At 71.8% G+C, this 24,112-nt stretch carries 20 protein-coding genes, 4 tRNA genes and 1 other RNA gene; 15 read left to right on the top strand and 10 right to left on the bottom strand.

Annotation, left to right across the window (positions count from 1 at the left end; all coding sequences use genetic code 11):
• Positions 1-40: 40 nt before the first annotated feature.
• Positions 41-128, bottom strand: a tRNA-Ser gene (locus ACIGO8_RS13480).
• Between the two features lie 130 nt (positions 129-258).
• On the opposite strand from ACIGO8_RS13480, the gene ffs reads away from it, so the two are divergent.
• The 6 genes from ffs (at position 259) to ACIGO8_RS13450 (ending at position 8,646) form a co-directional block, all read left to right on the top strand.
• An RNA gene (gene ffs, locus ACIGO8_RS13475) (signal recognition particle sRNA small type) lies at positions 259-357 on the top strand.
• Positions 358-401: 44 nt separating this feature from the next.
• Positions 402-2,573, top strand: a complete 2,172-nt coding sequence (locus ACIGO8_RS13470; protein ID WP_399728663.1) for a DNA polymerase III subunit gamma and tau — start codon at positions 402-404, stop codon at positions 2,571-2,573.
• Positions 2,574-2,634: 61 nt separating this feature from the next.
• Positions 2,635-3,885, top strand: coding sequence for a phosphoribosylamine--glycine ligase (gene purD / locus ACIGO8_RS13465; protein ID WP_399728659.1), 1,251 nt, complete (start codon positions 2,635-2,637; stop codon positions 3,883-3,885).
• Between the two features lie 248 nt (positions 3,886-4,133).
• Entirely contained in the window at positions 4,134-6,005 is a 1,872-nt protein-coding gene (locus ACIGO8_RS13460) for a hypothetical protein (protein WP_399728656.1), read from the top strand.
• A 177-nt stretch (positions 6,006-6,182) separates the two neighbouring features.
• A complete protein-coding gene (locus ACIGO8_RS13455; protein WP_399728653.1) occupies positions 6,183-7,646 on the top strand; it encodes a N,N-dimethylformamidase beta subunit family domain-containing protein in 1,464 nt (487 codons plus the stop codon).
• 88 nt (positions 7,647-7,734) lie between these two features.
• Positions 7,735-8,646, top strand: coding sequence for a phosphoribosylaminoimidazolesuccinocarboxamide synthase (locus tag ACIGO8_RS13450; protein WP_399728649.1), 912 nt, complete (start codon positions 7,735-7,737; stop codon positions 8,644-8,646).
• 56 nt (positions 8,647-8,702) lie between these two features.
• Here the strand turns inward: ACIGO8_RS13450 and ACIGO8_RS13445 are convergent.
• From ACIGO8_RS13445 to ACIGO8_RS13430, 4 genes are all read right to left on the bottom strand, one after another.
• Positions 8,703-8,778 (bottom strand) — tRNA-Gly (locus ACIGO8_RS13445).
• A 136-nt stretch (positions 8,779-8,914) separates the two neighbouring features.
• Positions 8,915-8,987: transfer RNA gene (locus tag ACIGO8_RS13440), tRNA-Gly, on the bottom strand.
• A gap of 79 nt (positions 8,988-9,066) precedes the next feature.
• Positions 9,067-9,138 (bottom strand) — tRNA-Gly (locus tag ACIGO8_RS13435).
• Between the two features lie 168 nt (positions 9,139-9,306).
• On the bottom strand, positions 9,307-9,648 hold the full coding sequence (locus tag ACIGO8_RS13430) for an Lsr2 family protein (protein WP_399728646.1): 342 nt from the start codon (positions 9,646-9,648) through the stop codon (positions 9,307-9,309).
• A gap of 315 nt (positions 9,649-9,963) precedes the next feature.
• Here ACIGO8_RS13430 and purS point away from each other — a divergent pair, with 315 nt between their 5' ends.
• The 3 genes from purS to purL are packed head-to-tail and all read left to right on the top strand — an operon-like array spanning position 9,964 to position 13,135.
• Entirely contained in the window at positions 9,964-10,209 is a 246-nt protein-coding gene (gene purS, locus ACIGO8_RS13425; RefSeq protein ID WP_399728643.1) for a phosphoribosylformylglycinamidine synthase subunit PurS, read from the top strand.
• Positions 10,206-10,886: a phosphoribosylformylglycinamidine synthase subunit PurQ gene (purQ, locus tag ACIGO8_RS13420; protein ID WP_399728640.1), complete on the top strand. Its 681-nt coding sequence runs from the start codon at positions 10,206-10,208 to the stop codon at positions 10,884-10,886. Before purS ends, purQ begins: the two co-directional genes overlap by 4 nt.
• Entirely contained in the window at positions 10,886-13,135 is a 2,250-nt protein-coding gene (gene purL, locus ACIGO8_RS13415; protein ID WP_399728637.1) for a phosphoribosylformylglycinamidine synthase subunit PurL, read from the top strand. Before purQ ends, purL begins: the two co-directional genes overlap by 1 nt.
• A 110-nt stretch (positions 13,136-13,245) precedes the next feature.
• On the opposite strand, the gene ACIGO8_RS13410 is transcribed toward purL, so the two are convergent.
• Positions 13,246-13,656 (bottom strand): nuclear transport factor 2 family protein, encoded by a 411-nt coding sequence (locus tag ACIGO8_RS13410; RefSeq protein WP_399728634.1) that lies wholly within the window; start codon positions 13,654-13,656, stop codon positions 13,246-13,248.
• A gap of 66 nt (positions 13,657-13,722) precedes the next feature.
• On the opposite strand from ACIGO8_RS13410, the gene ACIGO8_RS13405 reads away from it, so the two are divergent.
• A complete protein-coding gene (locus ACIGO8_RS13405; RefSeq protein ID WP_399728631.1) occupies positions 13,723-14,511 on the top strand; it encodes a sterol carrier family protein in 789 nt (262 codons plus the stop codon).
• Positions 14,512-14,660: 149 nt separating this feature from the next.
• A complete protein-coding gene (locus ACIGO8_RS13400) occupies positions 14,661-15,524 on the top strand; it encodes an META domain-containing protein (RefSeq protein ID WP_399728628.1) in 864 nt (287 codons plus the stop codon).
• On the opposite strand, the gene ACIGO8_RS13395 is transcribed toward ACIGO8_RS13400, so the two are convergent.
• Complete coding sequence (locus ACIGO8_RS13395; RefSeq protein ID WP_399728625.1) at positions 15,521-16,930, bottom strand: sulfatase; 1,410 nt, start codon at positions 16,928-16,930, stop codon at positions 15,521-15,523. The two genes, ACIGO8_RS13400 and ACIGO8_RS13395, sit on opposite strands and share 4 nt — an antisense overlap.
• A 135-nt stretch (positions 16,931-17,065) precedes the next feature.
• On the bottom strand, positions 17,066-17,164 hold the full coding sequence (locus ACIGO8_RS13390; protein ID WP_399728622.1) for a putative leader peptide: 99 nt from the start codon (positions 17,162-17,164) through the stop codon (positions 17,066-17,068).
• Between the two features lie 368 nt (positions 17,165-17,532).
• On the opposite strand from ACIGO8_RS13390, the gene purF reads away from it, so the two are divergent.
• Together purF and purM are read left to right on the top strand one after the other, a co-directional pair.
• The gene (gene purF / locus ACIGO8_RS13385) at positions 17,533-19,059 is read left to right on the top strand and encodes an amidophosphoribosyltransferase (protein WP_399728619.1); all 1,527 of its coding nucleotides are present in this window, start codon (positions 17,533-17,535) and stop codon (positions 19,057-19,059) included.
• Positions 19,060-19,129: 70 nt separating this feature from the next.
• Positions 19,130-20,209: a phosphoribosylformylglycinamidine cyclo-ligase gene (gene purM / locus ACIGO8_RS13380; protein WP_399728617.1), complete on the top strand. Its 1,080-nt coding sequence runs from the start codon at positions 19,130-19,132 to the stop codon at positions 20,207-20,209.
• Positions 20,210-20,350: 141 nt separating this feature from the next.
• Here purM and ACIGO8_RS13375 read toward each other — a convergent pair whose 3' ends face one another.
• Complete coding sequence (locus ACIGO8_RS13375) at positions 20,351-20,605, bottom strand: DUF3073 domain-containing protein (RefSeq protein WP_356068407.1); 255 nt, start codon at positions 20,603-20,605, stop codon at positions 20,351-20,353.
• A 299-nt stretch (positions 20,606-20,904) separates the two neighbouring features.
• Positions 20,905-21,993 (bottom strand): Leu/Phe/Val dehydrogenase, encoded by a 1,089-nt coding sequence (locus ACIGO8_RS13370; protein WP_399728613.1) that lies wholly within the window; start codon positions 21,991-21,993, stop codon positions 20,905-20,907.
• A gap of 153 nt (positions 21,994-22,146) precedes the next feature.
• Between ACIGO8_RS13370 and ACIGO8_RS13365 the strand changes: the two genes are divergently transcribed.
• Both ACIGO8_RS13365 and bldC read left to right on the top strand, forming a co-directional pair.
• A complete protein-coding gene (locus tag ACIGO8_RS13365) occupies positions 22,147-22,995 on the top strand; it encodes a hypothetical protein (RefSeq protein ID WP_399728610.1) in 849 nt (282 codons plus the stop codon).
• Positions 22,996-23,539: 544 nt separating this feature from the next.
• Complete coding sequence (bldC, locus tag ACIGO8_RS13360) at positions 23,540-23,746, top strand: developmental transcriptional regulator BldC (RefSeq protein WP_003949541.1); 207 nt, start codon at positions 23,540-23,542, stop codon at positions 23,744-23,746.
• Positions 23,747-24,112 lie beyond the last annotated feature (366 nt).

Here is a 24,112-nt window from a genome sequence, read left to right as displayed (position 1 = left end):
CCAAAGGGCCGGACCGCTTGTGCGGTCCGGCCCTCTGGGCTGGCGGAGGATACGAGATTCGAACTCGTGAGGGGTTGCCCCCAACACGCTTTCCAAGCGTGCGCCCTAGGCCTCTAGGCGAATCCTCCGTGGAGAACATTACATGACCGGGGAGGGTGCTCGCGCACGTGATCCGGAGCGGAGGGTGGGGCGAAGGTCGCAGGTGGGTGGGGAGGTGGGGGAGGGGGCCGAGCGGGGGTCGGGATCGGGTACTCTGGGCGGAGCCCCTCACGTGGCGCTATCTGACTGAACTCCCCCAGGGCCGGAAGGCAGCAAGGGTAGGTCGGCTCTGGCGGGTGCGTGGGGGGCGCTTGCGTTTGCGGGTGCCCGGGTTGTCAGTGGGCGCCTATAACCTCGTATACGTGTCGTCTCTCGCGCTGTACCGCCGCTACCGCCCCGAGTCCTTCGCCGAGGTCATCGGGCAGGAGCATGTCACCGACCCGCTGCAGCAGGCGCTGCGGAACAACCGGGTCAATCACGCGTACCTGTTCAGCGGGCCCCGTGGCTGTGGCAAGACGACCAGTGCGCGGATCCTCGCCCGGTGTCTGAACTGTGAGAAGGGTCCCACGCCGACGCCCTGCGGGGAGTGCCAGTCCTGCCGGGACCTCGCGCGCAACGGGCCGGGTTCGATCGATGTCATCGAGATCGACGCCGCTTCGCACGGTGGTGTGGACGACGCCCGTGACCTGCGGGAGAAGGCCTTCTTCGGGCCGGCCTCCAGCCGCTACAAGATCTACATCATCGACGAGGCGCACATGGTCACCTCGGCGGGCTTCAACGCCCTGCTGAAGGTGGTCGAGGAGCCGCCGGAGCACCTCAAGTTCATCTTCGCGACGACCGAGCCCGAGAAGGTCATCGGCACCATCCGGTCGCGGACGCACCACTATCCGTTCCGGCTCGTGCCGCCCGGCACGCTGCGGGACTATCTGGGCGAGGTCTGCGGGCGCGAGGGCATCCCCGTCGAGGACGGCGTGCTGCCGCTGGTCGTGCGGGCCGGTGCCGGGTCCGTGCGTGACTCGATGTCGGTGATGGACCAGCTGCTGGCCGGTTCGGGCGAGGACGGTGTGACGTATGCCATGGCGACGTCGCTCCTCGGCTACACGGACGGCTCGCTGCTCGACTCCGTCGTGGACGCCTTCGCCGCCGGCGACGGTGCCGCGGCCTTCGAGGTCGTCGACCGGGTCATCGAGGGCGGCAACGATCCGCGCCGGTTCGTCGCCGACCTGCTGGAGCGGCTGCGTGACCTGGTGATCCTGGCGGCGGTGCCGGACGCCGCCGAGAAGGGGCTCGTCGACGCGCCCGTCGACGTCATCGAGCGCATGCAGGCGCAGGCCTCCGTGTTCGGCGCGGCCGAGCTGAGCCGGGCCGCCGACCTCGTGAACGCCGGTCTGACCGAGATGCGCGGGGCCACCTCGCCGCGGCTCCAGCTGGAGCTGATCTGCGCGCGCGTGCTGCTGCCCGCCGCCTTCGACGACGAGCGGTCGCTGCAGGCCCGCCTCGACCGGCTGGAGCGCGGGGCCGCCGCCGCGCCGCCGGCCGTCTTCACGACCACCTCGCCCGCGCCGCAGATGGGTTACGTGCCGACGGCCGAGGCGCACGTCCCGCCGCCGGCCCCGGCGCAGCCCGCACCGCAGGTCCAGGAGGCGCCCGCCCAGTCCGCGCCCCAAGCTCCCGCGCCGCAGCCGGCACCCCAGGCTCCCGCGCCTCAGGCGGCACCCCAGGCTGCCGCGCCGCAGGCCGCGCCGGCCCAGGGGCAGCGGCCCGGTGCCTGGCCCGGGGCCGCCAAGCCCGGCGGCGGTGCGCCCGGCGCCTGGCCCGGAGCGCCCGCGCCCGCCCCGCAGCACCAGCCTCCGGCCGCGGCTCCCGCGCCGCAGCAGGCCGCGCCGGCCGCCGCGCCCGCCGCCGGCTCCACGGCCGCGGGCGCCGCGCAGGTGCGCGCCATGTGGCCGCAGATCCTGGAGGCGGTCAAGAACCGCCGCCGCTTCACCTGGATCCTGCTCTCGCAGAACGCGCAGGTCGCGGGCTTCGACGGCACCACGCTCCAGCTCGGCTTCCTCAACGCCGGCGCCCGCGACAACTTCGCCAGCAGCGGCAGCGAGGACGTCCTGAAGTCGGCGCTGGCCGAGCAGTTCAACGTGCACTGGCGGATCGAGGCGATCATCGATCCCTCCGGCGGCGCCAACCCGCCGCCCGCCGCCGGAGGCTTCGGCGGCGGCCGCCCGGCCGCGCAGGCCCCCGCGCCCGCCTACCAGCCCGCGCCCGCGCCCGCGCAGCACCAGGCCCCGGCCCCCGCGCCCGTACAGCCGCAGGCCCCGGCTCCGGCGCCCGCGCCCGTACGGACTCCGCCGCCCGCCCCGCAGGCGCCCTCGCACGCACCGGCGCCGCACTCGCCCCAGGCGCCGCCGCCCGTCGCGCCCGAGGACGACGTGCCCGAGGAGGACGACCCGGACCTCGTCGACTCCGCGCTGTCCGGTCACGAGCTGATCGTGCGCGAGCTCGGCGCCACGGTCCTGGAGGAATACACGAACGAGTAGGAGCGTCTCGCTCGGTGGCCCGCACAAGGAGCGGCCCGCCCCGCGGGCTACCCTGGCTGGCGTGAAGGTCCTCGTCATCGGCGGCGGCGCCCGCGAACACGCCCTGTGCCGCTCTCTCTCCCTCGATCCCGACGTCACCGCTCTGCACTGCGCGCCCGGCAACGCCGGAATCGCGGAGGTCGCCGAGCTCCACCCCGTCGACCAGCTCGACGGCGACGCCGTCGCCGCGCTCGCCACCCGGCTCGGCGCCGAGCTCGTCGTCGTCGGCCCGGAGGCCCCGCTCGTCGCCGGTGTCGCCGACGCCGTCCGCGCGGCCGGCATCCCGGCCTTCGGCCCCTCCGAGGAGGCGGCGCAGCTGGAGGGCTCCAAGGCCTTCGCCAAGGACGTCATGGCCGGTGCCGGCGTTCCCACCGCCCGCAGCTACGTCTGCACCACGGCGGAGGAGATCGACGAGGCGCTGGACGCGTTCGGCGCCCCGTACGTCGTCAAGGACGACGGTCTCGCGGCCGGCAAGGGCGTCGTCGTGACCGACGACCTCGCCGAGGCGCGCGCGCACGCGCTCGCCTGCGACCGCGTCGTCATCGAGGAGTACCTCGACGGCCCCGAGGTCTCCCTCTTCGCCATCACCGACGGCACCACCGTCCTCCCGCTGCAGCCCGCGCAGGACTTCAAGCGCGCGCTCGACGGCGACGAGGGTCCGAACACCGGCGGCATGGGCGCCTACTCGCCGCTGCCGTGGGCCGACCCGAAGCTGGTCGACGAGGTCCTGGCGACCGTCCTGCAGCCCACCGTGGACGAGCTGCGCCGCCGCGGCACGCCGTTCTCCGGTCTGCTGTACGCGGGTCTGGCCATCACCAGCCGCGGCGTGCGGGTCATCGAGTTCAACGCGCGCTTCGGCGACCCGGAGACCCAGGTCGTGCTGGCCCGGCTGAAGACCCCGCTGGCCGGCGTCCTGCTGAACTCCGCCAACGGCACCCTCGCCGACCAGGAGCCGCTGCGCTGGAGCGACGACGCGGCCGTGACCGTCGTCGTCGCCTCCCACAACTACCCGGGCACCCCGCGCACCGGCGACCCGATCGAGGGCCTCGCCGAGGTCGCGGAGAAGGACGCGCCGCACGCGTACGTGCTGCACGCCGGTACGAAGCGGGACGGCGACGCCGTGGTGAGCGCGGGCGGCCGCGTCCTGTCGGTCACCGCCACCGGAACGGACCTGGCCCAGGCCCGCGAGCGGGCGTACGCGGCGGTCGGCCGTATCCGCCTTGACGGTTCGCAGCACCGCACCGACATCGCCGAGAAGGCCGCCCGCGGCTGAGCCCGGCGCCCGGCGGCGCGGTCGCACAGTGAAGCGTACGGCCGCGCCACCGTCATCACCTTTGCCCAAAGCCATTCCATCGAGTGACGACGGGGCCATCCGGATGACGCCCGCCGACACCCCAACTAGGGTGCGGCGAAGGCGGTCCGGCACTTGGCCCACCGACATTGCGATGTCAGTGGCGGGTGCCACAGTGGGGGAGTGAGCAACACCGCCACGGGCAGTCCCGACGAGGGCAGGAGGGGGTGATGTACGGCGTGACCGGTACCGGTTCCGCGGCCGGCGAGGAGCTCGGCGCGCGCGCCGCGCGCTCCCGGGCCCTCGCCGTGCTGCGCGTCCGGGGCAGGGCCCTGGGCATCGCGGTGCTCCCCGCCGCCGTCGCCGTCGTGCTGTACGCGGGCGGCGTCACCGGCCACTTCACGGGCCCGGGCTGGGACACCGCCCGCTGGCTGGTGACCGCCCTCGCGGTGGTCGTGCTGCTCGTCGCGGCGGCCGTCGCGATCGTCGTCGTGCGCTCCCGGCCGGCCGTGACGCCGACGGTGGAGCTCGCCGAGAGCGCGGCTCCCGACCTCTACCGACTGGTGCGCGACCTCGCCGACCGGCTCGGCGTGCCCGCGCCCTCCGGGATAGCCCTCACGCCCGACTGCGACAGCTGGCTGGAGGACCGCTCGCACCCGACGCACCGCCGGCACCACGGCGGCTCGGGCGGCGACGCGCCCGTCCTCGTCATCGGCTCGCCCTTCCTGTGGTGGATGCGGGTCGGCGAGCTGCGCGCGGTCCTCGCGCCGGTCGTCGCCGGTACGGGACCGGCGGCCCACCCGGACATAGCGGCGGCCCGGCGTTTCGTCCGCGGGCTCGACGCGGCGGTCGCCGTGCCGCGCCGGCCCGGCCTCGACCCGGTCAGCAGACTCGGCGCACAGGGCGTCGGCCGGCTGGCCCGGATCCTGCTCAAGGGCTGTCGCGGGCATGCCGCCGAGATGGAGCGGGGCGTCGCGGCGGCGGGCTCCGAGCGCGCCCAAGCCGTCGACTACGGCGTACGGATCGTCGCCCAGGAGCAGGTGGGCCTCGCCTACGCCGGCTGGGACCGGCTGCTGACCCGGGTCGCGCTGCCCGCCTGGCGGATGGGCCGCTGGCCGGCCCGCCTGGACGCGGGCGTGGTCTCCGCGCTCACCGAGCTGTCGCGCCGCGACCGGCTCGCCGAGAGCTTCGGCTCCCGGCTCGGCGAGCGGCCCGCGTGCGACCTCCTGGAGGAGCCGGGCGCGGTCGACGAGGCCACCTCGCTGCTCGCCGCCCGCCTCTTCCACGGCGCCCCGGCGGAGCCGGGCGCGGACTGGGCGCCGGTGGAGTGGAGCGAGTACGCGGAGGAGGTCGTCGACCGCAAGTGGCGCACCGACGCGGCCCGCCTCCACCAGGTGCTCGACCGCCTCGGGGTCAGCCCTCTGGACACCCGCCCGACGACGGGCCCGCCGTCCGACGGCCCGACCCTCACCCGCATCATGTCCCACCTCGCGACCCCGCGAGCGAAGCCCGACACCCTGACGGCCCCGGCGGAACGGGACGATGCCCGTGTGGACGGCGCCCTCAGCGCGGGCCCCGTCGATCCGCCGGACCCGACGTCGCCGGACGGCGCCCCCGCGGACGGCGCCCTTGCGGACGGCGGCCCTGCCGACCGCGGCCTTGCCGGTCCTGCTGACCATTTCGCGGAGGACGACCCCGTCGACGACGACCTCGCCGCCCCCCGTGACCGCGCCGCCGTCGACGCGCTCGCCGCCGCGTTGGCCGCGCAGGCCGCGCGGGAGGAAGGGATGCGGCCGGTGGCGCCGGCGGCGGAGGGGCCCGACGGGCCGTTGCCGTTGTTCCCGTTGCAGCCGCCGCGCACCGGGCGGGACCTGCTGGCCGATCACGTGGTGGCCATGGTGTGCTGCGCCGCCGTGGACACGGCGGAGGCGGCGCCCGGCCTCGACTGGCTGGACGGGCCCGCGCTGTTCGTGCGGGGCGTGCGGAGCACGGACCTGACGGCCGTGGTGCTCGCGCTCGTCGAGGACGGCGATCCGGAGCCGCTGCGGGCCTGGCTGACCAGGACCGGAGTCCGCCCCGAGAAGCCGGTCCGGCTCGTCTGACGGCGAGGCTCCAGACGGAAGACCGCGTTCCACTCCCGTCAATTCGCGACGAACGGTGACGGAGTGCGTGCGTTATGTGATGTGCTGGAGACCGGCACTGACAGAGGCAGACACCAGAGGCACTGACCAGCCGACCAGTCGACCGGCCGACCGGGGGAGTCGAGGGAGGGGCGCACCATGGGGGCGGAGCAGCAGATCGGGCGCTGGGAGTCGGGCGCGCTCGCCCACGCCGTCTCGGATCCCTTCGGCCAGGGCCCGCTGCCCTGGCTGCGCGGTTCGGAGAACTACTTCGACGGCACCGGCCAGCTGGTGCCCTGGTACGCGGACGAGACGCTGGCGCGCGGCGGCGCCGGCGGGCCGCGTACGGCCGACGACGTGCACGGCCAGATCAAGGGCTTCGTGTCGAGCGGGGCCGTCGCGCCCGGCGAGGCGATCGACTTCCATGTCACCGTGGACCCGCCGCAGCAGTTCTCGGTCGACATCTACCGCATCGGGCACTACGCCGGCGACGGCGCCGCCAAGATCACCACCAGCCCGCGGCTGTCCGGCATCGTCCAGCCCGCTCCGCTGACCGCCGACCGGACGGTGTCCTGCCACCACTGGTGGCAGTCGTGGCGCCTCCAGGTCCCTTCGTACTGGTCGATCGGCGCGTACGTCGCCGTGCTGACCACGGCCGGCGGCTATCGCTCCCACATTCCTTTCACGGTCCGCGACAGCCACCCGGCGGACCTGCTGCTCGTCCTGCCGGACGTGACCTGGCAGGCGTACAACCTCTATCCGGAGGACGGCCGCACCGGCGCCAGCCTCTACCACGCCTGGGACGAGGAGGGCCGGCTGCTCGGCGAGGAGGAGGCGGCGGTGACCGTCTCCTTCGACCGGCCGTACGCGGGCGCGGGCCTGCCGCTGCACGTCGGGCACGCCTACGACTTCATCCGCTGGGCCGAGCGCTACGGCTACGACCTGGCGTACGCGGAGACCCGTGACCTGCACGCGGGCCGGGTGGATCCGAGCCGCTACCGGGGCCTGGTCTTCCCGGGCCATGACGAGTACTGGTCGGTGCCGATGCGCCGTGCCGCCGAGCTCGCCCGGGACCAGGGCACGTCGCTGGTGTTCCTGTCCGCCAACACCATGTACTGGCAGGTGGACCTCGCGCCCTCGCCGTCCGGTGCCCCGGACCGGCTGCTGACCTGCCGCAAGCGCCGAGGCCCGGGCCGGCCGGCGCTGTGGCGGGAGGTCGACCGGCCGGAGCAGCAGCTGCTCGGCATCCAGTACGCGGGGCGGGTGCCCGAACCGCACCCGCTGGTCGTGCGGAACGCGGAGCACTGGCTCTGGGAGGCCACCGGAGCGGGCGAGGGCGACGAGATCCCGGGCCTGGTCGCGGGCGAGGCCGACCGCTACTTCCCGCGGACCCCGCTGCCCGAGCACCAGGGCCGCATCCTGCTCGCCCACTCGCCCTACCGGGACGGCGAGGGCGCGCTGCGGCACCAGGAGACGAGCCTGTACCGGGCGCCGTCCGGGGCCTGGGTCTTCGCCTCCGGCACCTTCGCCTGGTCGCCCGCGCTGGACCGGCCGGGCCATGTGGACACCCGGATCCAGCGCGCCACCGCGAACCTGCTGGACCGGATCTGTAAGAGGGACTGAGCGCGGGCTCACACGGCCCGGCGGACGGACCCGCCCGCATGTACGAGAGAATCGGACTCGCTCCTGGATCAACCTACGCGGAGGAACCGTGTCCGGATTCGTAGAAAAGCCCGAACCCGTCCAGGTCCCGGGCCTGACCCATCTCCACACGGGCAAGGTTCGCGACCTCTACCGCGACGAGGCGGGCGACCTCGTCATGGTGGCGAGCGACCGCATGTCCGCGTTCGACTGGGTGCTGCCCACCGAGATCCCCGACAAGGGCCGGGTGCTGACCCAGCTGTCGCTGTGGTGGTTCGACAAGCTCGCCGACCTGGCGCCCAACCACGTCCTGTCGACCGAGCTGCCGGCCGGCGCGCCCGCCGACTGGGCGGGCCGCACCCTGGTGTGCAAGTCGCTCAACATGGTGCCGGTCGAGTGCGTGGCCCGCGGCTATCTGACCGGTTCCGGCCTGCTGGAGTACAACGAGTCCCGCACGGTCTGCGGCCTGGCGCTTCCCGAGGGCCTGAGCGACGGCTCCGAGCTGCCCGCGCCGATCTTCACCCCGGCGACGAAGGCCGCCGTCGGCTACCACGACGAGAACGTCTCGTACGAGGAGGTCGCCCGCCAGATCGGCGCGGAGACCGCGGCGATGCTGCGTCAGATGACGTTGGCCGTCTACAGCCGGGCCCGGGACATCGCCCGTGAGCGCGGCATCATCCTGGCCGACACCAAGTTCGAGTTCGGCTTCGAGAGCACCCCGCACGGCGACCGTCTCGTCCTCGCCGACGAGGTCCTCACGCCGGACTCGTCCCGCTTCTGGCCGGCCGACCAGTGGCAGCCGGGCCGAGCCCAGCCCTCGTACGACAAGCAGTTCGTGCGGAACTGGCTGGTCTCGCCGGCGTCCGGCTGGGACCGCAAGAGCGAGCAGCCCCCGCCGCCGCTGCCGCAGGAGGTCGTGGACGCGACCCGGGCGAAGTACATCGAGGCGTACGAGCTGCTGACCGGCCACGCCTGGTCCTGAGGTCCGGGGCCGAGGAACGAGAAAGCCCCCGGTCGGATCGACCGGGGGCTTCTTCATGGAGCGGACGACGAGATTCGAACTCGCGACCCTCACCTTGGCAAGGTGATGCTCTACCAACTGAGCCACGTCCGCATGCGCCGTAGCGCGCTGCTAACTATACCCAAGCTTCCCGGGCGGATGGCAAATCCCTCTGTGGCGGTGGTCACTCCGCTTTGCCCGGAGAACGACGAAGGCCCCGGTTCCAAGAACCGGGGCCTTCGTTTCCCTGAGCGGACGACGAGATTCGAACTCGCGACCCTCACCTTGGCAAGGTGATGCTCTACCAACTGAGCCACGTCCGCATGCCTCCGACCGGCTTTCACCGGGCGGTGCGAGCACCACTCTACCTGATGCACCGGAGTGCTCGGTAATGCGATGCAGAGCGGGTGACAGGGATCGCACACTGCGCCTTCCCCCTGGAAGGGGGCTGTTCTGCTACTGAACTACACCCGCACGCTGCGTGAGGTTCGGCTTTGCGGCCTCGCCCCTCGGCGTGATCCAGACTCTAGCGGATCATGGGGGGTGTCATGCAAATCGGCCGACGCGAAGGCCCTGACCCGGGGCCGGTGCGGGCCGCGACCTCTGCCGTCTCCCCGCCGCTTCCCTGCCGCCCCCGCCGTCTCAGCTCGCCGCGCGGAAGGCCTCGTAGACCCGCTTCGGGATCCGGCCGCGGGCCGGGACGTCCATCTTGTTGGACTGGGCCCAGGCGCGGACGGCGGCCGGGTCCGGGGCGAGCACGGTGTGCTTCTGGACGTTCGTGGACGGGCCCGGCCGGCCGGCGGACCGGCCGCTCAGCTTGCGGCCGGCGGCGAGGTAGGGCGCGAGCGCGGTGCGCAGTTTCTTTGCATTGGCGGGATTCAGGTCGATCTCGTACGTCTTCCCGTCCAGGCCGAACGCGACCGTTTCCGCCGCTTCTCCGCCGTCGATGTCGTCGAAGAGGGTGACCACCACACGCTGAGCCACGGATATCGGTCCTTTCCTGCGGATTGCCTGCCGTATCGACGCGGGCACGCTTCTGACGTGCGGCGATGCCGATACTGCGGCCCTCCGGGGGCAATTTTGCGTTCCTCTGTATTCCTTTGTACAGCGGCGGGTGGCGCAGGGGGAAGCCCACGCAATTGTTTCCGCGTGTCTCGGCGTGCTCGCAATATTCCGCTTGAATTCATCGAGGCGCTGTTTGGGCGCCCTTTGTAGGATCCTTCAGACTTCTACTCGCGTAGAATTTGGAGGCAGGTACGCTGAAGGAACCGCCCACGCAACACACCACCGGGAGTGCCAGTGGCACGCGTCGTAGTCGACGTCATGCTCAAGCCGGAGATCCTCGACCCGCAGGGACAGGCGGTGCAGCGTGCACTGCCCCGCCTCGGATTCCAGGGGATCGCCGACGTCCGCCAGGGGAAGCGCTTCGAGCTGGAGGTGGAGGGACCGGTCGACGAGGCCGCCCTCGCCCGCATCCATGAGATGGCCGAAACCTTCCTTGCCAACACCGTGATCGAGGACTTCATCGTGAAGGTGGAGTCGTGACCGCACGCATCGGCGTCGTCACGTTCCCCGGAACGCTCGACGACCGCGACGCGCTGCGCGCCGCCCGCCTCGCGGGCGCCGAGCCCGTCTCCCTCTGGCACCGCGACAAGGACCTCAAGCAGGTCGACGCCGTGGTCCTCGCCGGCGGCTTCTCCTACGGCGACTACCTGCGGGCCGGAGCCATCTCCCGCTTCTCGCCGGTGATGGAGACGATCATCGAGCAGGCGAAGGCGGGCATGCCCGTCCTCGGCATCTGCAACGGCTTCCAGATCCTCACCGAGGCCCACCTGCTGCCGGGCGCCATGCTGCGCAACAACCACCTCCACTTCATCTGCCGCGACCAGAAGCTGCGGGTGGAGAACGCGGAGACCGCCTGGACCGCCGACTACGAGCAGGGCCAGGAGATCGAGGTCCCGCTCAAGAACATGGACGGCCGGTACGTCGCCGACGAGCGCACGCTCGACGAGCTGGAGGCCGAGGGGCGGGTGGCCTTCCGCTATCTCGACATGAACCCCAACGGCTCGCTGCGCGACATCGCGGGCATCACCAACGCCGCCGGCAACGTGGTCGGCCTCATGCCGCACCCCGAGCACGCCGTCGAGCCGCTGGTCGGCACGGGCAAGACCGACGGCCTCGGTTTCTTCACCTCGATCCTCAAGAAGCTGGTCAACGCCTGATGAGCCTCGACACCGTCAAGCACGCCACCGAGACCCCGGACGTCGAGCAGCCGTGGGCCGAGCTCGGCCTCAAGCAGGACGAGTACGAGCGCATCCGCGAGATCCTCGGCCGCCGTCCCACCGGCGCCGAGCTCGCCATGTACTCCGTCATGTGGTCCGAGCACTGCTCCTACAAGAGCAGCAAGATCCACCTGAAGCAGTTCGGCGAGAAGGCCCCCGAGAACGACGCCATGCTCGTCGGCATCGGCGAGAACGCCGGCGTCGTCGACGTCGGCCAGGGTTACGCGGTCACCTTCAAGGTCGAGTCGCACAACCACCCCAGCTACATCGAGCCCTACCAGGGTGCGGCCACCGGCGTCGGCGGCATCGTCCGCGACATCCTCGCCATGGGCGCCCGCCCGGTCGCCGTGGTCGACCCGCTGCGCTTCGGCGCCGCCGACCACCCCGACACCAAGCGCGTGCTGCCCGGTGTCGTCGCCGGCATCGGCGGCTACGGCAACTGCCTGGGCCTGCCGAACATCGGCGGCGAGGTCGTCTTCGACGAGTGCTACCAGGGCAACCCGCTGGTCAACGCCGGCTGCATCGGCGTGATGAAGCACGAGGACATCCACCTCGCCAAGGCCTCCGGCCCCGGCAACAAGGTCATCCTCTACGGTGCCCGCACCGGCGGCGACGGCATCGGCGGCGTGTCCGTCCTGGCCTCGGAGACCTTCGACGACACCAAGCCGACGAAGCGCCCCGCCGTCCAGGTCGGCGACCCGTTCCAGGAGAAGCTCCTCATCGAGTGCACCCTGGAGATCTTCAAGGAGAAGCTGGTCGCCGGCATCCAGGACCTCGGCGGCGCCGGTCTGTCCTGTGCCACCTCCGAGCTGGCCTCCGCCGGCTCCGGCGGCATGCGGGTCGAGCTGGACACCGTCCCGCTGCGCGACGCGACGCTCTCGCCCGAGGAGATCCTCATGAGCGAGTCGCAGGAGCGCATGTGCGCGATCGTCGAGCCGCAGCACGTCGACCGCTTCATGGAGATCTGCGAGAAGTGGGACGTCACCGCCACCGTCATCGGTGAGGTCACGGACGGCGACCACCTGGAGATCTTCTGGCACGGCGAGCTCATCGTGGACGTGCCGCCGGGCACCGTCGCGCACGAGGGCCCGACCTACCACCGGCCGTACGAGCGCCCGGAGTGGCAGGACGCGCTGCAGGCCGACGACGCCGGCAAGCTGCCCCGCCCGCAGAACGGCGCCGAGCTGAAGGACCAGGTCCTGAAGCTCGTCGGCTCGCCGAACCAGGCCTCGAAGTCCTGGGTCACCGACCAGTACGACCGCTTCGTGCAGGGCAACACCGTCCTCGCGCAGCCCGAGGACGCGGGCATGATCCGGATCGACGAGGAGTCGAACCTGGGCGTGGCCATGGCGACCGACGGCAACGGCCGCTACGCGAAGCTCGACCCGTACACCGGTGCGCAGCTCGCGCTGGCGGAGGCGTACCGCAACGTCGCCGCCTCCGGCGCCAAGCCGCTGGCGATCTCGGACTGCCTGAACTTCGGTTCGCCCGAGGACCCGGCCGTCATGTGGCAGTTCGCCGAGGCCACCCGTGGTCTCGCGGACGGCTGCCTCCAGCTCGGCACGCCGGTCACCGGCGGCAACGTGTCGCTGTACAACCAGACCGGTGACGTGGCCATCCACCCGACGCCCGTCGTGGCCGTCCTCGGTGTGATCGACGACGTCAACCGCCGCACCCCGATCGCCTTCGCGGAAGAGGGCCAGCTCCTCTACCTGCTCGGCGACACCAAGGAGGAGTTCGGCGGTTCGGCCTGGTCCGAGGTGATCCACAAGCACCTCGGCGGTCTGCCGCCGGCCGTGGACCTGGACCGGGAGAAGCTGCTCGGCGAGATCCTGATCTCGGCCTCCCGCGACGGCATGATCGACGCGGCCCACGACCTGTCCGACGGCGGCCTGGTCCAGGCGGTCGTCGAGTCCTGTCTGCGCGGCGGCAACGGCGCGCGCCTGGTCGTGCCCGAGGGCCTGGACGCCTTCACCTTCCTCTTCAGCGAGTCGGCCGGCCGCGCGGTCGTCGCCGTCCCGCGCAGCGAGGAACTCCGCTTCACCGACATGTGCGGTGCGCGGGGTCTGCCGGCGACCCGGATCGGTGTCGTCGACGGTGACGCGGTCGAGGTGCAGGGCGAGTTCAGCGTGACGCTGGAGGAGCTGCGCACCGTGCACGAGGCGACGATCCCGGGCCTGCTGGCCTGATCGGCACCGAGGTGTGACGAGCCCCCGCCCGGGACCTTGGGGCGGGGGCTTCGTCGTCAGCGGTCCGGCGAGGAGAACCCGCCCGGTTCCTCCGGGCGAGGACTTCGTCGTCAGCCGTCCAGCGAGTAGAACGCGTCGAGCTCCGCGATGTCCTCGACGCACTCGTCGATGTCGGAGACCTTGCCTCCGATGATCGTGAAGAAGAGGGCGCCCGGCATCTCGATGCCGCGGTCGCCGTGTTCGGCGAACCACTTGTGGCTCGCGATGGCGTGGCCGCGCCCGTCGACGCAGATGCTGCCGAGTTCGATGCGCATGGTGCCGCCGGTGTACTCGGCCATGGCCGCGTACATGGCGAGGATGTTGTCCCGGCCCTTGAAGTGCCCGCCGAAGCGGGTGCTGCCGGGCGCGTGGTGGGTGCAGTCGCTGGTCATCATCGCGCCCAGCGCCTCCATGTCACCTTTCTCGAACGCTTCGTAGCCCTGGCGGACCAGGGCGGCATCGGGGTGCTCGTGATGGGTCATGGCCCTGGCACCGCCTTCCGGTGAGGGGATGCCCCCTCCTCCAAGTCTCGGGGCTAGCCTCTGCCCATGCCACCCGCCAAGAAGCGCTCCCGCAGCTACGACTCCGCCAAGATCCGCGCCGCCGTGCTCGCCCAGTTCGGGCACGTCAGGGACGCGGTGCTCGCGCTGCCGCCGGCGGCGCTCGACGGGCCGACGCGGCTCGGTGGATGGACGGTGCGGGACCTGGCCGGGCACATCGCGTGGATGGTCGACAGCGTGCCGCAGCTGCTCGCCGCGCCGGAGCCCGCGAAGCAGGAACTCCCGCTGCTCGACTGGCCGTTCGCGACCGCGGCGGCGGCCGGAAGGATCGACGAGCACACCCGGTCGCTGGACTCCGCCGATCTCGCGGGTCTGTACGAGCGGACGCGCGAGGCGTACGGGCAGGCGGTCGCCGGCGCCGCGGACAGCCGGCTGCTGCCGGTGAGCCTCGGCGCGATGACGCTCGCCGACTTCCTCGTCACGCGGACTGTGGAACTGGTCGTCCACACCGACGACCTGGCCGCGGCGACCGGCGCCGCCATCCCCTACGACCGGCAGGCGCTCGCCGCCTGCACCCGGCTCCTCGCGGACGCCCTCGCGGCGAAGGCCCCGGGCGGCGCGGTAGAGGTGCGGGTCCCGCCGTACGCGGTGGTGCAGTGCGTCGAGGGCCCGCGGCACACCCGCGGCACCCCGCCCAACGTGGTCGAGACCGACCCGCTCACCTGGATCCGGCTCGCGACCGGCCGCTCCGGCTGGGCGGCGGAGCTGGACGCGGCCCGGGTGCGCGCGAGCGGCGAGCGCGCGGACCTGGCGGGGCTGCTGCCGATCATGGGCTGAGCGCGGGAGGCCGGTCTTCGTGCGGAGGGCGCCGGCCGTCGCGTACGGGTCCCGTACGGGTCCGCGCCGGGGTCCTTACGGGCGTGGCGCCCGGAACCGTACGGGCGTGGCGCCCGGAACCGTACGGGCGTGGCGGCCGTCCCATTCGCATGCAGAAGCCGCGTACGACCGCCGTCCTCGCCGTCTCCGTCCTCGGCGTCCTCCTCTCCGCGTGCGGTGCCCAGCCGGGCTCGGGCTCCGACGCCGCACCGGACGCACCGGACCTGCCCGTCGCGGGCACGCACTGGACGATCGCCTCGGTCACCGTCGACGGCGCCCGCTCGGCCGCCCCGCCCGGCGCGAACCTGGAGATCACGCAGAAGGGCCGCGCCCAGGGCCACACCGGCTGCAACGGCTTCGGCGCCGCCGTCGACGTGCACGGCGACAGCCTCACGGTCTCTCCGCAGGAGGTCACCGAGATCGGCTGCCCGCCCGACCGGGACCGTTTCGAGCGCGCCCTGCTCAAGGCCCTCGACGGGAAGCTGAAGGGCAGCATGCGGGACAAGGCCCTCACGCTCACCTCGGCCGACGGCCGCAGCACCGTCGAGCTGACCGCCGAGCCCGACGCGCCGCTCGTCGGCACCACCTGGACGGTGAACGCCCTGCTCGCCGGGGACACCGCGGGAGCGCTGCCGGCCGGCTCGGAGGGCAAGGCGAAGCTGACCTTCGGCAAGGACGGCCGGCTGACCGGCAGCCTGGGCTGCAACCGGGTCACCGCGCCCGCGCAGATCACCGGCTCCCGCATCACGCTGGGCGCGATCGCGACGACCCGGATGATCTGCACGGGCCCGGAGATGGACCTGGAGACCAAGCTGTACGACGCGCTCGACGGCCCGCTGACCTTCCGGCTCGACCACCGCACCCTGACCGTCACCGACGCGGACGGCCAGGGCTTCACGGCGCAGGCGGGCGAGGCCGGGCAGGCCGGACAGTCCGGACAGGCCGGTCAGGCGCCCTCCGGGGCGTCGCGCTAGTTCGCGTACGGCAGGAGGCCGGCGTCGGTGCGTTCCCAGGCGGCGCGCAGTTCGGCCAGCCGCTCCTTCTCGTACGGCGCCCGGTCGGCCTGCTCGCGGGCGTCCTCGGTGAGGTGGAAGAGCTGGTCGCGGCCGCTCTTGCCCCGGTAGTACTTCCAGTCGCCGCGGCGCAGCGCCCGCTCGCCGCGCACCCGCCAGAACAGGTCGCGCTCGCGGACCGGCTCGCCGCGCAGCAGGTGCCCGGCGAGGCTGGTGCCGTCGAGCGGGTAGGCGGGATGGGGCCGGGCGCCGGCGATCTCGAGGAGCGTGGCGGTCCAGTCGGGCGAGAACACGGGCAGGTCGCTGACCTGGCCGCCGTCGATGCGGGCGGGCCAGCGCAGGATCGACGGGACGCGGATGCCGCCCTCCTGCAGCGAGCCCTTGTTGCCGGCGAGCGGCCAGTTGTAGGAGAAGCGCTCGCCGCCGTTGTCGCTGCCGAAGAAGACGAGGGTGTCGCGCTCGCGGCCGGCCCGCTTGAGCGCGGCCAGGACCTGCCCGACGGAGCGGTCGAGGTCCTCGACCATCTGCGTGTACTTCTCGACGGAGCCGCCGTCCTGGTGCCAGAGCGCGGAGCGGTCGCCGGCCTTGATGCGGCGGACGATCTCGGCGCTGGCCTCCTCGTCGCCGTCGGCGATCCAGGGCCAGTGGGGCGTGGTGAAGTTCAGGTTGAGGAGGAAGGGCCGGTCGTGGTCGCGGGCGACGTACTCGCTCGCCCGCTCGGTCAGGACGCGGGTGTAGTAGCGCAGGTCCTTGTACTCGGCGTCGCCTTCGTAGAGGTCGTACTCGCCGCCGAGGCCGAGCTTGGAGTAGTACTCGAGCGCGCCGCCGAAGTTGCCGAAGAACTCGTCCCAGCCGGAGCGGGTGGGCGAGTAGTCGGGCAGGTAGCCGCAGTGCCACTTGCCGATGAGGGCGGTGGTGTAGCCGGCGTCGCGCAGCAGCGAGGCGAGCGTGGGGTGGGTGGGCTCGAGGCCGACCGACCGGTCGGCGATGGGCTCGGCGAGCCCGCCCTTCGTGCGGCCCGGGTAGCGGCCGGTGTAGAGGCTGAAGCGGGTGGGCGAGCAGGTCGCGGAGCCGGAGTAGGCGTCGGTGAAGCGCACGCCCTGGCGGGCGAGCCGGTCCAGGTGCGGGGTGTGGATGTGCGGGGAGCCGTACGAGGAGAGGTCGGCCCAGCCGAGGTCGTCGCCGAGGATGAACAGGATGTTCGGGCGGGCGGAGTGCCGACCGGGCGCGGCGCGGAACGGCCGCTCCGGTGCCGGAGCGGCGGCCTGGGCGGCCTGGGCGCTGGGCGCGGCGGCGCCGAGGGCGGCCGCGGCGGCGGCGGTGACGGCGGCGCCGCCGAGGGCACGGCGGGACAGGGACGAGGACATACGTGTCTCCTGGTGGAATGCAGGACTGCCTGAAGAAGCGCCCCGAGCGGGGCGGAACCCCGAGTGGGGCGGGCACCCCTAGCGCGGGGTGGAACCCCGAGTGGGGCGGGCGCCCCGAGCGGGGCGGGAGAGATTTCAGGCGCGGCGACAGATCGCGCTCGCGACACGGGCCAGGTCCACGTGCCGGCGCGCGACGAGGGAGACCGAGAGGTCGAGGTCGCTGACGGGCTGCATGATCACGAAGAGTGGCGGAGCCCCGCCGGAGGTGTCAACGCCCGTCCCGCCCCGTGGACGGCCCGCGGCCCACCGGCCGTCATCCCACCGCCCACCGGCCGCCGTCCCGCTGCCGTCCCGCCGTCGTTCCGGCCCCGCCCCGCCGCGGACGATCACCGTCCCGTCGTGGACTCCGTCACATCCCGACCGTTCGGACCGTGGCGTACGAGCGTCCGCTCGGGATCACCCCACCCGGCCCCAGCCCTTGCCCCGCATGCTTTGTGGGCTCCCACAAGCAAGCGACGATCAGTTCATGCGATCGCACAGTCGCGTTATCACGCTCCTGAGCGAATTCGGACCGGTGGTCGATCTCGCCTACACTCGGTGGCGTGCCACGTGGTGACGGACGACTCAACCACGACCTGCTCCCCGGTGAGAAGGGCCCCCAGGACGCCTGCGGCGTCTTCGGTGTCTGGGCTCCGGGCGAAGAGGTCGCAAAGCTCTCGTACTTCGGGCTCTACGCCCTCCAGCATCGGGGTCAGGAATCCGCGGGAATCGCGGTCAGCAACGGCTCCCAGATCCTCGTCTTCAAGGACATGGGACTTGTCTCCCAGGTCTTCGACGAGACCTCTCTCGGTTCCCTCCAGGGTCATATCGCGGTCGGTCACGCCCGCTACTCGACCACCGGAGCGTCCGTGTGGGAGAACGCTCAGCCGACCTTCCGGGCGACCGCCCACGGCTCGATCGCGCTCGGCCACAACGGCAACCTGGTGAACACGGCGCAGCTGGCCGAGATGGTCGCCGACCTTCCCAAGAAGGAGGGCCGGGCCACCCAGGTCGCCGCCACCAACGACACCGACCTGGTCACCGCGCTGCTCGCGGGCCAGGTGGCCGAGGACGGCACGCCGCTCACCATCGAGCAGGCGGCCGCGAAGGTCCTCCCCGAGGTCCGGGGCGCCTTCTCCCTCGTCTTCATGGACGAGCACACGCTCTACGCGGCCCGTGACCCGCAGGGCATCCGCCCGCTGGTGCTCGGCCGGCTGGAGCGCGGCTGGGTGGTCGCCTCCGAGTCCGCCGCGCTCGACATCTGCGGTGCGAGCTTCGTCCGCGAGGTCGAGCCGGGCGAGATGATCGCCATCGACGAGAACGGCATCCGCACGTCGCGATTCGCGGAAGCGAAGCCCAAGGGCTGTGTCTTCGAGTACGTGTACCTGGCGCGTCCCGACACCGACATCGCCGGCCGGAACGTGTACCTCTCCCGCGTGGAGATGGGCCGCCGGCTCGCCAAGGAGGCGCCCGTCGAGGCCGACCTGGTGATAGCGACGCCGGAGTCCGGCACCCCGGCCGCGATCGGCTACGCGGAGGCCTCCGGCATCCCGTTCGGCGCCGGCCTGGTCAAGAACGCCTACGTCGGCCGGACCTTCATCCAGCCCTCGCAGACCATCCGCCAGCTGGGCATCCGGCTGAAGCTGAACCCGCTCAAGGAAGTCATCAAGGGCAAGCGCCTGGTGGTCGTCGACGACTCGATCGTCCGCGGCAACACCCAGCGCGCGCTGGTCCGGATGCTCCGCGAGGCCGGCGCCGCCGAGGTCCACATCCGGATCTCCTCGCCGCCGGTGAAGTGGCCCTGCTTCTTCGGCATCGACTTCGCCACCCGCGCGGAGCTGATCGCCAACGGCATGTCGGTCGAGGAGATCGGCAAGTCGCTCGGCGCGGACTCGCTGTCGTACATCTCGCTCGACGGGATGATCGAGGCGACCACCATCCAGAAGCCCAACCTGTGCCGCGCCTGCTTCGACGGCGAGTACCCGATGGAGCTTCCGGACCCGGAGCTGCTGGGGAAGCAGCTCCTGGAGACCGAGCTGGCCGCGGGCCCCGCCGCCACCGCGGCCGCCGACGCCCTGCGCCGCCCGTAAGACCCCGCCGCTCGCGCCGCGACCCGCGGCGCGAGCGGTACGAGCACGACGACACGAAAGCTCTGAAGTCATGTCTCAGCACCCCTATGCCGAGGGCGGCGCCAGCTACGCGAGCGCGGGCGTCGACATCGAAGCGGGCGACCGCGCCGTCGAGCTCATGAAGGAGTGGGTGAAGAAGACGCAGCGCCCCGAGGTCCTCGGCGGCCTCGGCGGTTTCGCCGGCCTCTTCGACGCCTCCGCCCTCAAGCGCTACGAGCGTCCGCTGCTCGCCTCGGCCACCGACGGTGTCGGCACGAAGGTCGACATCGCCCGCCAGATGGGCGTGTACGACACCATCGGCCACGACCTGGTCGCCATGGTCATGGACGACATCGTCGTCTGCGGCGCCGAGCCGCTCTTCATGACCGACTACATCTGCGTCGGCAAGGTCCACCCGGAGCGGGTCGCCGCCATCGTCAAGGGCATCGCCGAGGGCTGCGTCCTGGCCGGCTGCGCCCTGGTCGGCGGCGAGACCGCCGAGCACCCGGGTCTGCTCGGGCCGGACGACTTCGACGTGGCCGGCGCGGGCACGGGCGTCGTGGAGCACGACCGGCTGCTGGGCGCCGATCGCATCCGTACGGGTGACGCGGTCATCGCCATGGCGTCCTCCGGGCTTCACTCCAACGGGTACTCGCTCGTCCGCCACGTGGTCTTCGACCGGGCCGGGATGAGCCTCGACCAGCAGGTCGAGGAGTTCGGCCGGACCCTGGGCGAGGAGCTCCTGGAGCCCACCAAGATCTACTCGCTCGACTGTCTGGCGCTCACCCGGACGACCGATGTGCACGCCTTCAGCCACATCACGGGCGGCGGCCTCGCCGCGAACCTGGCGCGGGTGATCCCGGACGGGCTGCACGCCACGGTCGACCGCTCGACCTGGGCCCCGGGCGCCGTCTTCGACCTCGTCGGCAAGGCCGGGCAGGTCGAGCGCCTGGAGCTGGAGAAGACCCTCAACATGGGCGTCGGCATGATGGCCGTGGTGCCGGCCGAGTCCGTGGACGTGGCCCTGGCGACCCTGGAGGACCGGGGCGTGGAGTCGTGGGTGGCCGGTGAGATCACCGAGCGCGGCGACCGTGCGACGGGCGCGGAGCTGGTCGGGGACTACGCGAAGTAGGACCGGAAGCGCGATCGGCGAAAGCCACGAAGGAGCGGCCTCTCGGAGGCTGCTCCTTCGGCGTTTCCTCCAAAGGGGGCGGTCCGGACAGCGCAGAAACCCGGTCCGGGTGCCCCGGACCGGGTTTCGGTGTTCAGAAGGTCAAGCGCGACGCTGAGTGGACGCCGGACCGGACTCGTCGTCCTCGTCCTCGTCGTCCGTGTTGTAGAGATCCGCGTACTGCGCGTACGGGTCGTCTTCCTCGTCGTCGTCCTCGAACGGCTCGCCATTCGGCGGCTGGCTCGAAGTCGATGCGCCCAGCTCGCTGGCCAGACGCGACAGGTCAGTCCCGCCGCTGCTGTACTTCAGCTGGCGGGCGACCTTGGTCTGCTTGGCCTTTGCCCGGCCGCGCCCCATGGCTCGACCCCCTCGGTGACGGGGCTCTTTGGCCCCAGAGTCTTGACACGCGTTCATGATCCAGAACGGGCTCTCGAAGAGAGACCGGTCCGTAGGGCTTCAACGGTACCTGTTTCCGTCGGTCTACGGTACGCCGCGCGCATCACATACCCCGGTACAGAACCATCGAGGTGCCCTGTCCTCGCTGGTCAATCGCGATTTTAACCTCTTCTTGAGGTCCGACCCGCCGATCGGCGTGAGCGAAGTCTCGCGAATCGCGCGCGAGCGCCCGGCCGGCCGGCGGGCCGTCCCTGTCAAGCTCAGGCCGTGCGCGCCTCGGCCATGCGCTGCTCGGCGATCCGGTCGGCCGCCGCGGCCGGCGGAATCCCGTCCGACTTCGCACGTGCGAAGATTTCGAGCGTGGTGTCGAAGATCTTCGTCGCCTTGGCCTTGCAGCGGTCGAAGTCGAAGCCGTGCAGCTCGTCGGCGACCTGGATCACGCCACCGGCGTTGACGACGTAGTCGGGCGCGTAGAGGATGCCGCGCGCCTCCAGGTCCTTCTCGACGCCGGGGTGGGCCAGCTGGTTGTTGGCCGCGCCGCAGACGATCCGCGCGGTCAGGAACGGCACGGTGTGGTCGTCGAGGGCGCCGCCGAGCGCGCAGGGCGCGTAGACGTCCAGGCCCTCGGTGCGGATCAGGGCGTCGGTGTCGGCCACGACGGTGACCTGCGGGTACTTGTCGGTGATCCGGCGCACCGACTCCTCGCGGACGTCCGTGACGACGACCTCGGCGCCGTCGGAGATCAGGTGCTCGACCAGGTAGTGGCCGACCTTGCCGACGCCCGCGACGCCGACCTTGCGGCCCCGCAGCGTCGGGTCGCCCCACACGGCCTGCGCGGAGGCGCGCATGCCCTGGAAGACGCCGAAGGCGGTCAGGACGGAGGAGTCGCCGGCGCCGCCGTTCTCGGGGGAGCGGCCGGTGGTCCAGCGGTTGGTGCGGGCCACGACGTCCATGTCGGCGACGTAGGTGCCGACGTCGCAGGCCGTGACGTAGCGGCCGCCGAGGGACGCGACGAAGCGGCCGTAGGCGAGGAGCAGCTCCTCGGTCTTGATCTTCTCGGGGTCGCCGATGATGACGGCCTTGCCGCCGCCGTGGTCCAGGCCGGCCATGGCGTTCTTGTACGACATGCCGCGGGAGAGGTTGAGCGCGTCGGCGATCGCCTCGGCCTCGGTGGCGTACGGGTAGAAGCGGGTGCCGCCGAGGGCGGGGCCCAGGGCGGTGTTGTGGAGGGCGATGACGGCCTTGAGGCCGGTGGCGCGGTCCTGGCACAGCACGACTTGCTCGTGGCCTCCCTGTCCCGAGTGGAACAGGGTGTGCAGTACGTCAGGAACGCCGGTCGCATCGGTCACGGTGGTGACTCCCAAGAAGAATCGGCGGAAGGTCCCCCCTGCGGGTGGGGGTGGGACCAGGTCGGCAGAAGGGTAAGTCCTACCTGGCCGTAGCAGTGACGCAGTGCTGAGGATCACCCCCTCCAGGAGTACGTGCGTGGAAGGATTTGCGACATGTCGGTCCGCTCCTCGGTGCTCGTGCCCTATGCCTCCTACCTCCGGGTGTACGAGCCGCTGGCGGCGTTCCCGGAGCCGGAGCGCAGTCACTGGGCGGGCTACGCGCGCCGTACGGACACTCCGGACGCGCAGGACGAACTGCGCGGCTCGCTGGCCGACTTGGTGCCGGTGCCGCCGGTCCCGGTGCCGGTGCGGGAGAGCGGGGACGCGTTCGTGACGACGCGGGACGGCGTGGTGCTCGTCTGCCCGTGGCGGACCCGGCTGCGCGGCTGGCTGGCGCTGACGGAACTGACCGGCGGGACGCTGCCGGCGCCGGTCCTGGACGCGATGCTGCCGCCGGTGGTGCGGGCCCAGGTGACGGCGGACCACGAGCGGTGGCGGGAGCGGAACCCGGACGCGCGGCCGTGGATCCGGGGCGCGGTGTGGCGGGTGCCGCTGAGCTGGTTCACGCTCTTCGCGGACGAGGAGCGGGAGTACGAGCCGGGTCGGGCGCCGGCCGTGGCGCCCGTGCTGCGGTACCGGACGTCGATGGCGCAGGCGCGCAGGCGGCTGGCGCGGGCCCTGAAGGCGCTGCGGGGCGCGATCGAGGACGGTCCGATGACGGAGAGTCTGGTGGACGTGGGGCGCTGGCTGGAGGAGTTCCATCCGCGGGCGCTGGTGGAGCTGGACTACGGCGGTCTGGTGCACGCGGTGGCGGCGGAGTCGCTGGCGGCGGACCGGTCGGCGGCGGACGTGGCGGAGGGCATCGCGGCGCTGCGGGACGGTGACGGGGAGCTCGCGCAGGAGGCCTACGGGCGGTTCGCCGAGCGGTGGCGGGCGGTCCGCAACCTGGAGTTCGCCAGCTGACCATCCGCAGGACATGTCCACCTGATGTAAATGATCTTCTGCTCTGGACACCTGTTCGGACCTTTGGTGTGCTCTGTGGGGCCCTTGGGACGGGTGGGGCAGGACGTAGGTCCCGATCCGGGCCTTTGGCTCAAGCGTGACGGACAGCACTTACCGTACCCTTGCGCCCATCGCCCACCCTCGTGCCAAAATAGGACAAGGAGTCCGGGGAGGGTTCCTTCCGTCCAAGTATGGGCGGAACGCTCAGCATTGCACTCTATGGGGGGTCTGAGGACTCCTGATCGCTCTGTGACTGATCGTCACAGTGGCGTGACTGTCCGTTATGGCATGGTCCATCGACTTCCGCCGCTGATGAACACCTGCGAGGGCAATTCCATCGGTTTGGCCGACGTGGCTGGACGGATGGTGTAGTTGTAGTGCCGAGGACAAGCCGTTCGTCCTATAACCGACTCGGCCCGCTTCTGCCATTTCGGGCAAGGCGGGTCAAGGTGCAGAATTTAGAGGAAAGAACCGAGAAGGTTCGGTTCTCCCGAGGAGGCCGCTCATGACCGCTCGCACCCCTGATGCCGAGCCGCTGCTGACCCCTGCCGAGGTTGCCACGATGTTCCGCGTGGACCCGAAGACGGTGACCCGTTGGGCGAAGGCCGGCAAGCTCACGTCCATCCGCACCCTGGGTGGGCACCGCCGGTACCGCGAGGCCGAGGTCCGCGCTCTGCTGGCGGGCATTCCGCAGCAGCGCAGCGAGGCCTGAGGCGCCCGCGAAGCACGCGACACCCCGTAACACCGGGCACATCCCGGGTCCCCCAACCCGGTCCGCCCACCCCAAGCTCTGCCGACGAGTACCTGCCCCAACAGGTTCTGCGTCATCGATCGCGCTGGACTCCGCCGGGTCCAGCGCGATCTTCTTTTGCCCGCCTGCGCCCGCGCGGATCCCGTGCAATTGCACATATTAAATCGGGGCGGTGTAGGGAGGGTGTAAGGACGGCACTTTCTGAAACGGATTCAGTGACACCCGTCACACTGCCGAAGACTTGCCACAGAACAGCCTTCCAGTCCCACGGAGTTCGCCAACACGCCGTCGGTCACCCCTTGGTGGGACCTTGGTCCCTCGATCGTG

The sequence above is a fragment of the Streptomyces sp. NPDC053493 genome (genome assembly GCF_044544825.1).
GTDB lineage: Bacteria > Actinomycetota > Actinomycetes > Streptomycetales > Streptomycetaceae > Streptomyces.
This window is presented reverse-complemented; position numbering and strand designations above follow the sequence as displayed.

Coding starts and splice junctions, on each gene's coding strand:
- ACIGO8_RS13410 (WP_399728634.1), bottom strand. CDS start 13,656: ATGACCCATCACGAGCACCCCGATGCCGCCCTGGTCCGCCAGGGCTAC.
- purL (WP_399728637.1), top strand. CDS start 10,886: ATGAGCCTCGACACCGTCAAGCACGCCACCGAGACCCCGGACGTCGAG.
- ACIGO8_RS13390 (WP_399728622.1), bottom strand. CDS start 17,164: ATGCAGCCCGTCAGCGACCTCGACCTCTCGGTCTCCCTCGTCGCGCGC.
- ACIGO8_RS13405 (WP_399728631.1), top strand. CDS start 13,723: ATGCCACCCGCCAAGAAGCGCTCCCGCAGCTACGACTCCGCCAAGATC.
- ACIGO8_RS13395 (WP_399728625.1), bottom strand. CDS start 16,930: ATGTCCTCGTCCCTGTCCCGCCGTGCCCTCGGCGGCGCCGCCGTCACC.
- bldC (WP_003949541.1), top strand. CDS start 23,540: ATGACCGCTCGCACCCCTGATGCCGAGCCGCTGCTGACCCCTGCCGAG.
- ACIGO8_RS13460 (WP_399728656.1), top strand. CDS start 4,134: ATGTACGGCGTGACCGGTACCGGTTCCGCGGCCGGCGAGGAGCTCGGC.
- ACIGO8_RS13365 (WP_399728610.1), top strand. CDS start 22,147: ATGTCGGTCCGCTCCTCGGTGCTCGTGCCCTATGCCTCCTACCTCCGG.
- purM (WP_399728617.1), top strand. CDS start 19,130: ATGTCTCAGCACCCCTATGCCGAGGGCGGCGCCAGCTACGCGAGCGCG.
- ACIGO8_RS13375 (WP_356068407.1), bottom strand. CDS start 20,605: ATGGGGCGCGGCCGGGCAAAGGCCAAGCAGACCAAGGTCGCCCGCCAG.
- ACIGO8_RS13400 (WP_399728628.1), top strand. CDS start 14,661: ATGCAGAAGCCGCGTACGACCGCCGTCCTCGCCGTCTCCGTCCTCGGC.
- ACIGO8_RS13455 (WP_399728653.1), top strand. CDS start 6,183: ATGGGGGCGGAGCAGCAGATCGGGCGCTGGGAGTCGGGCGCGCTCGCC.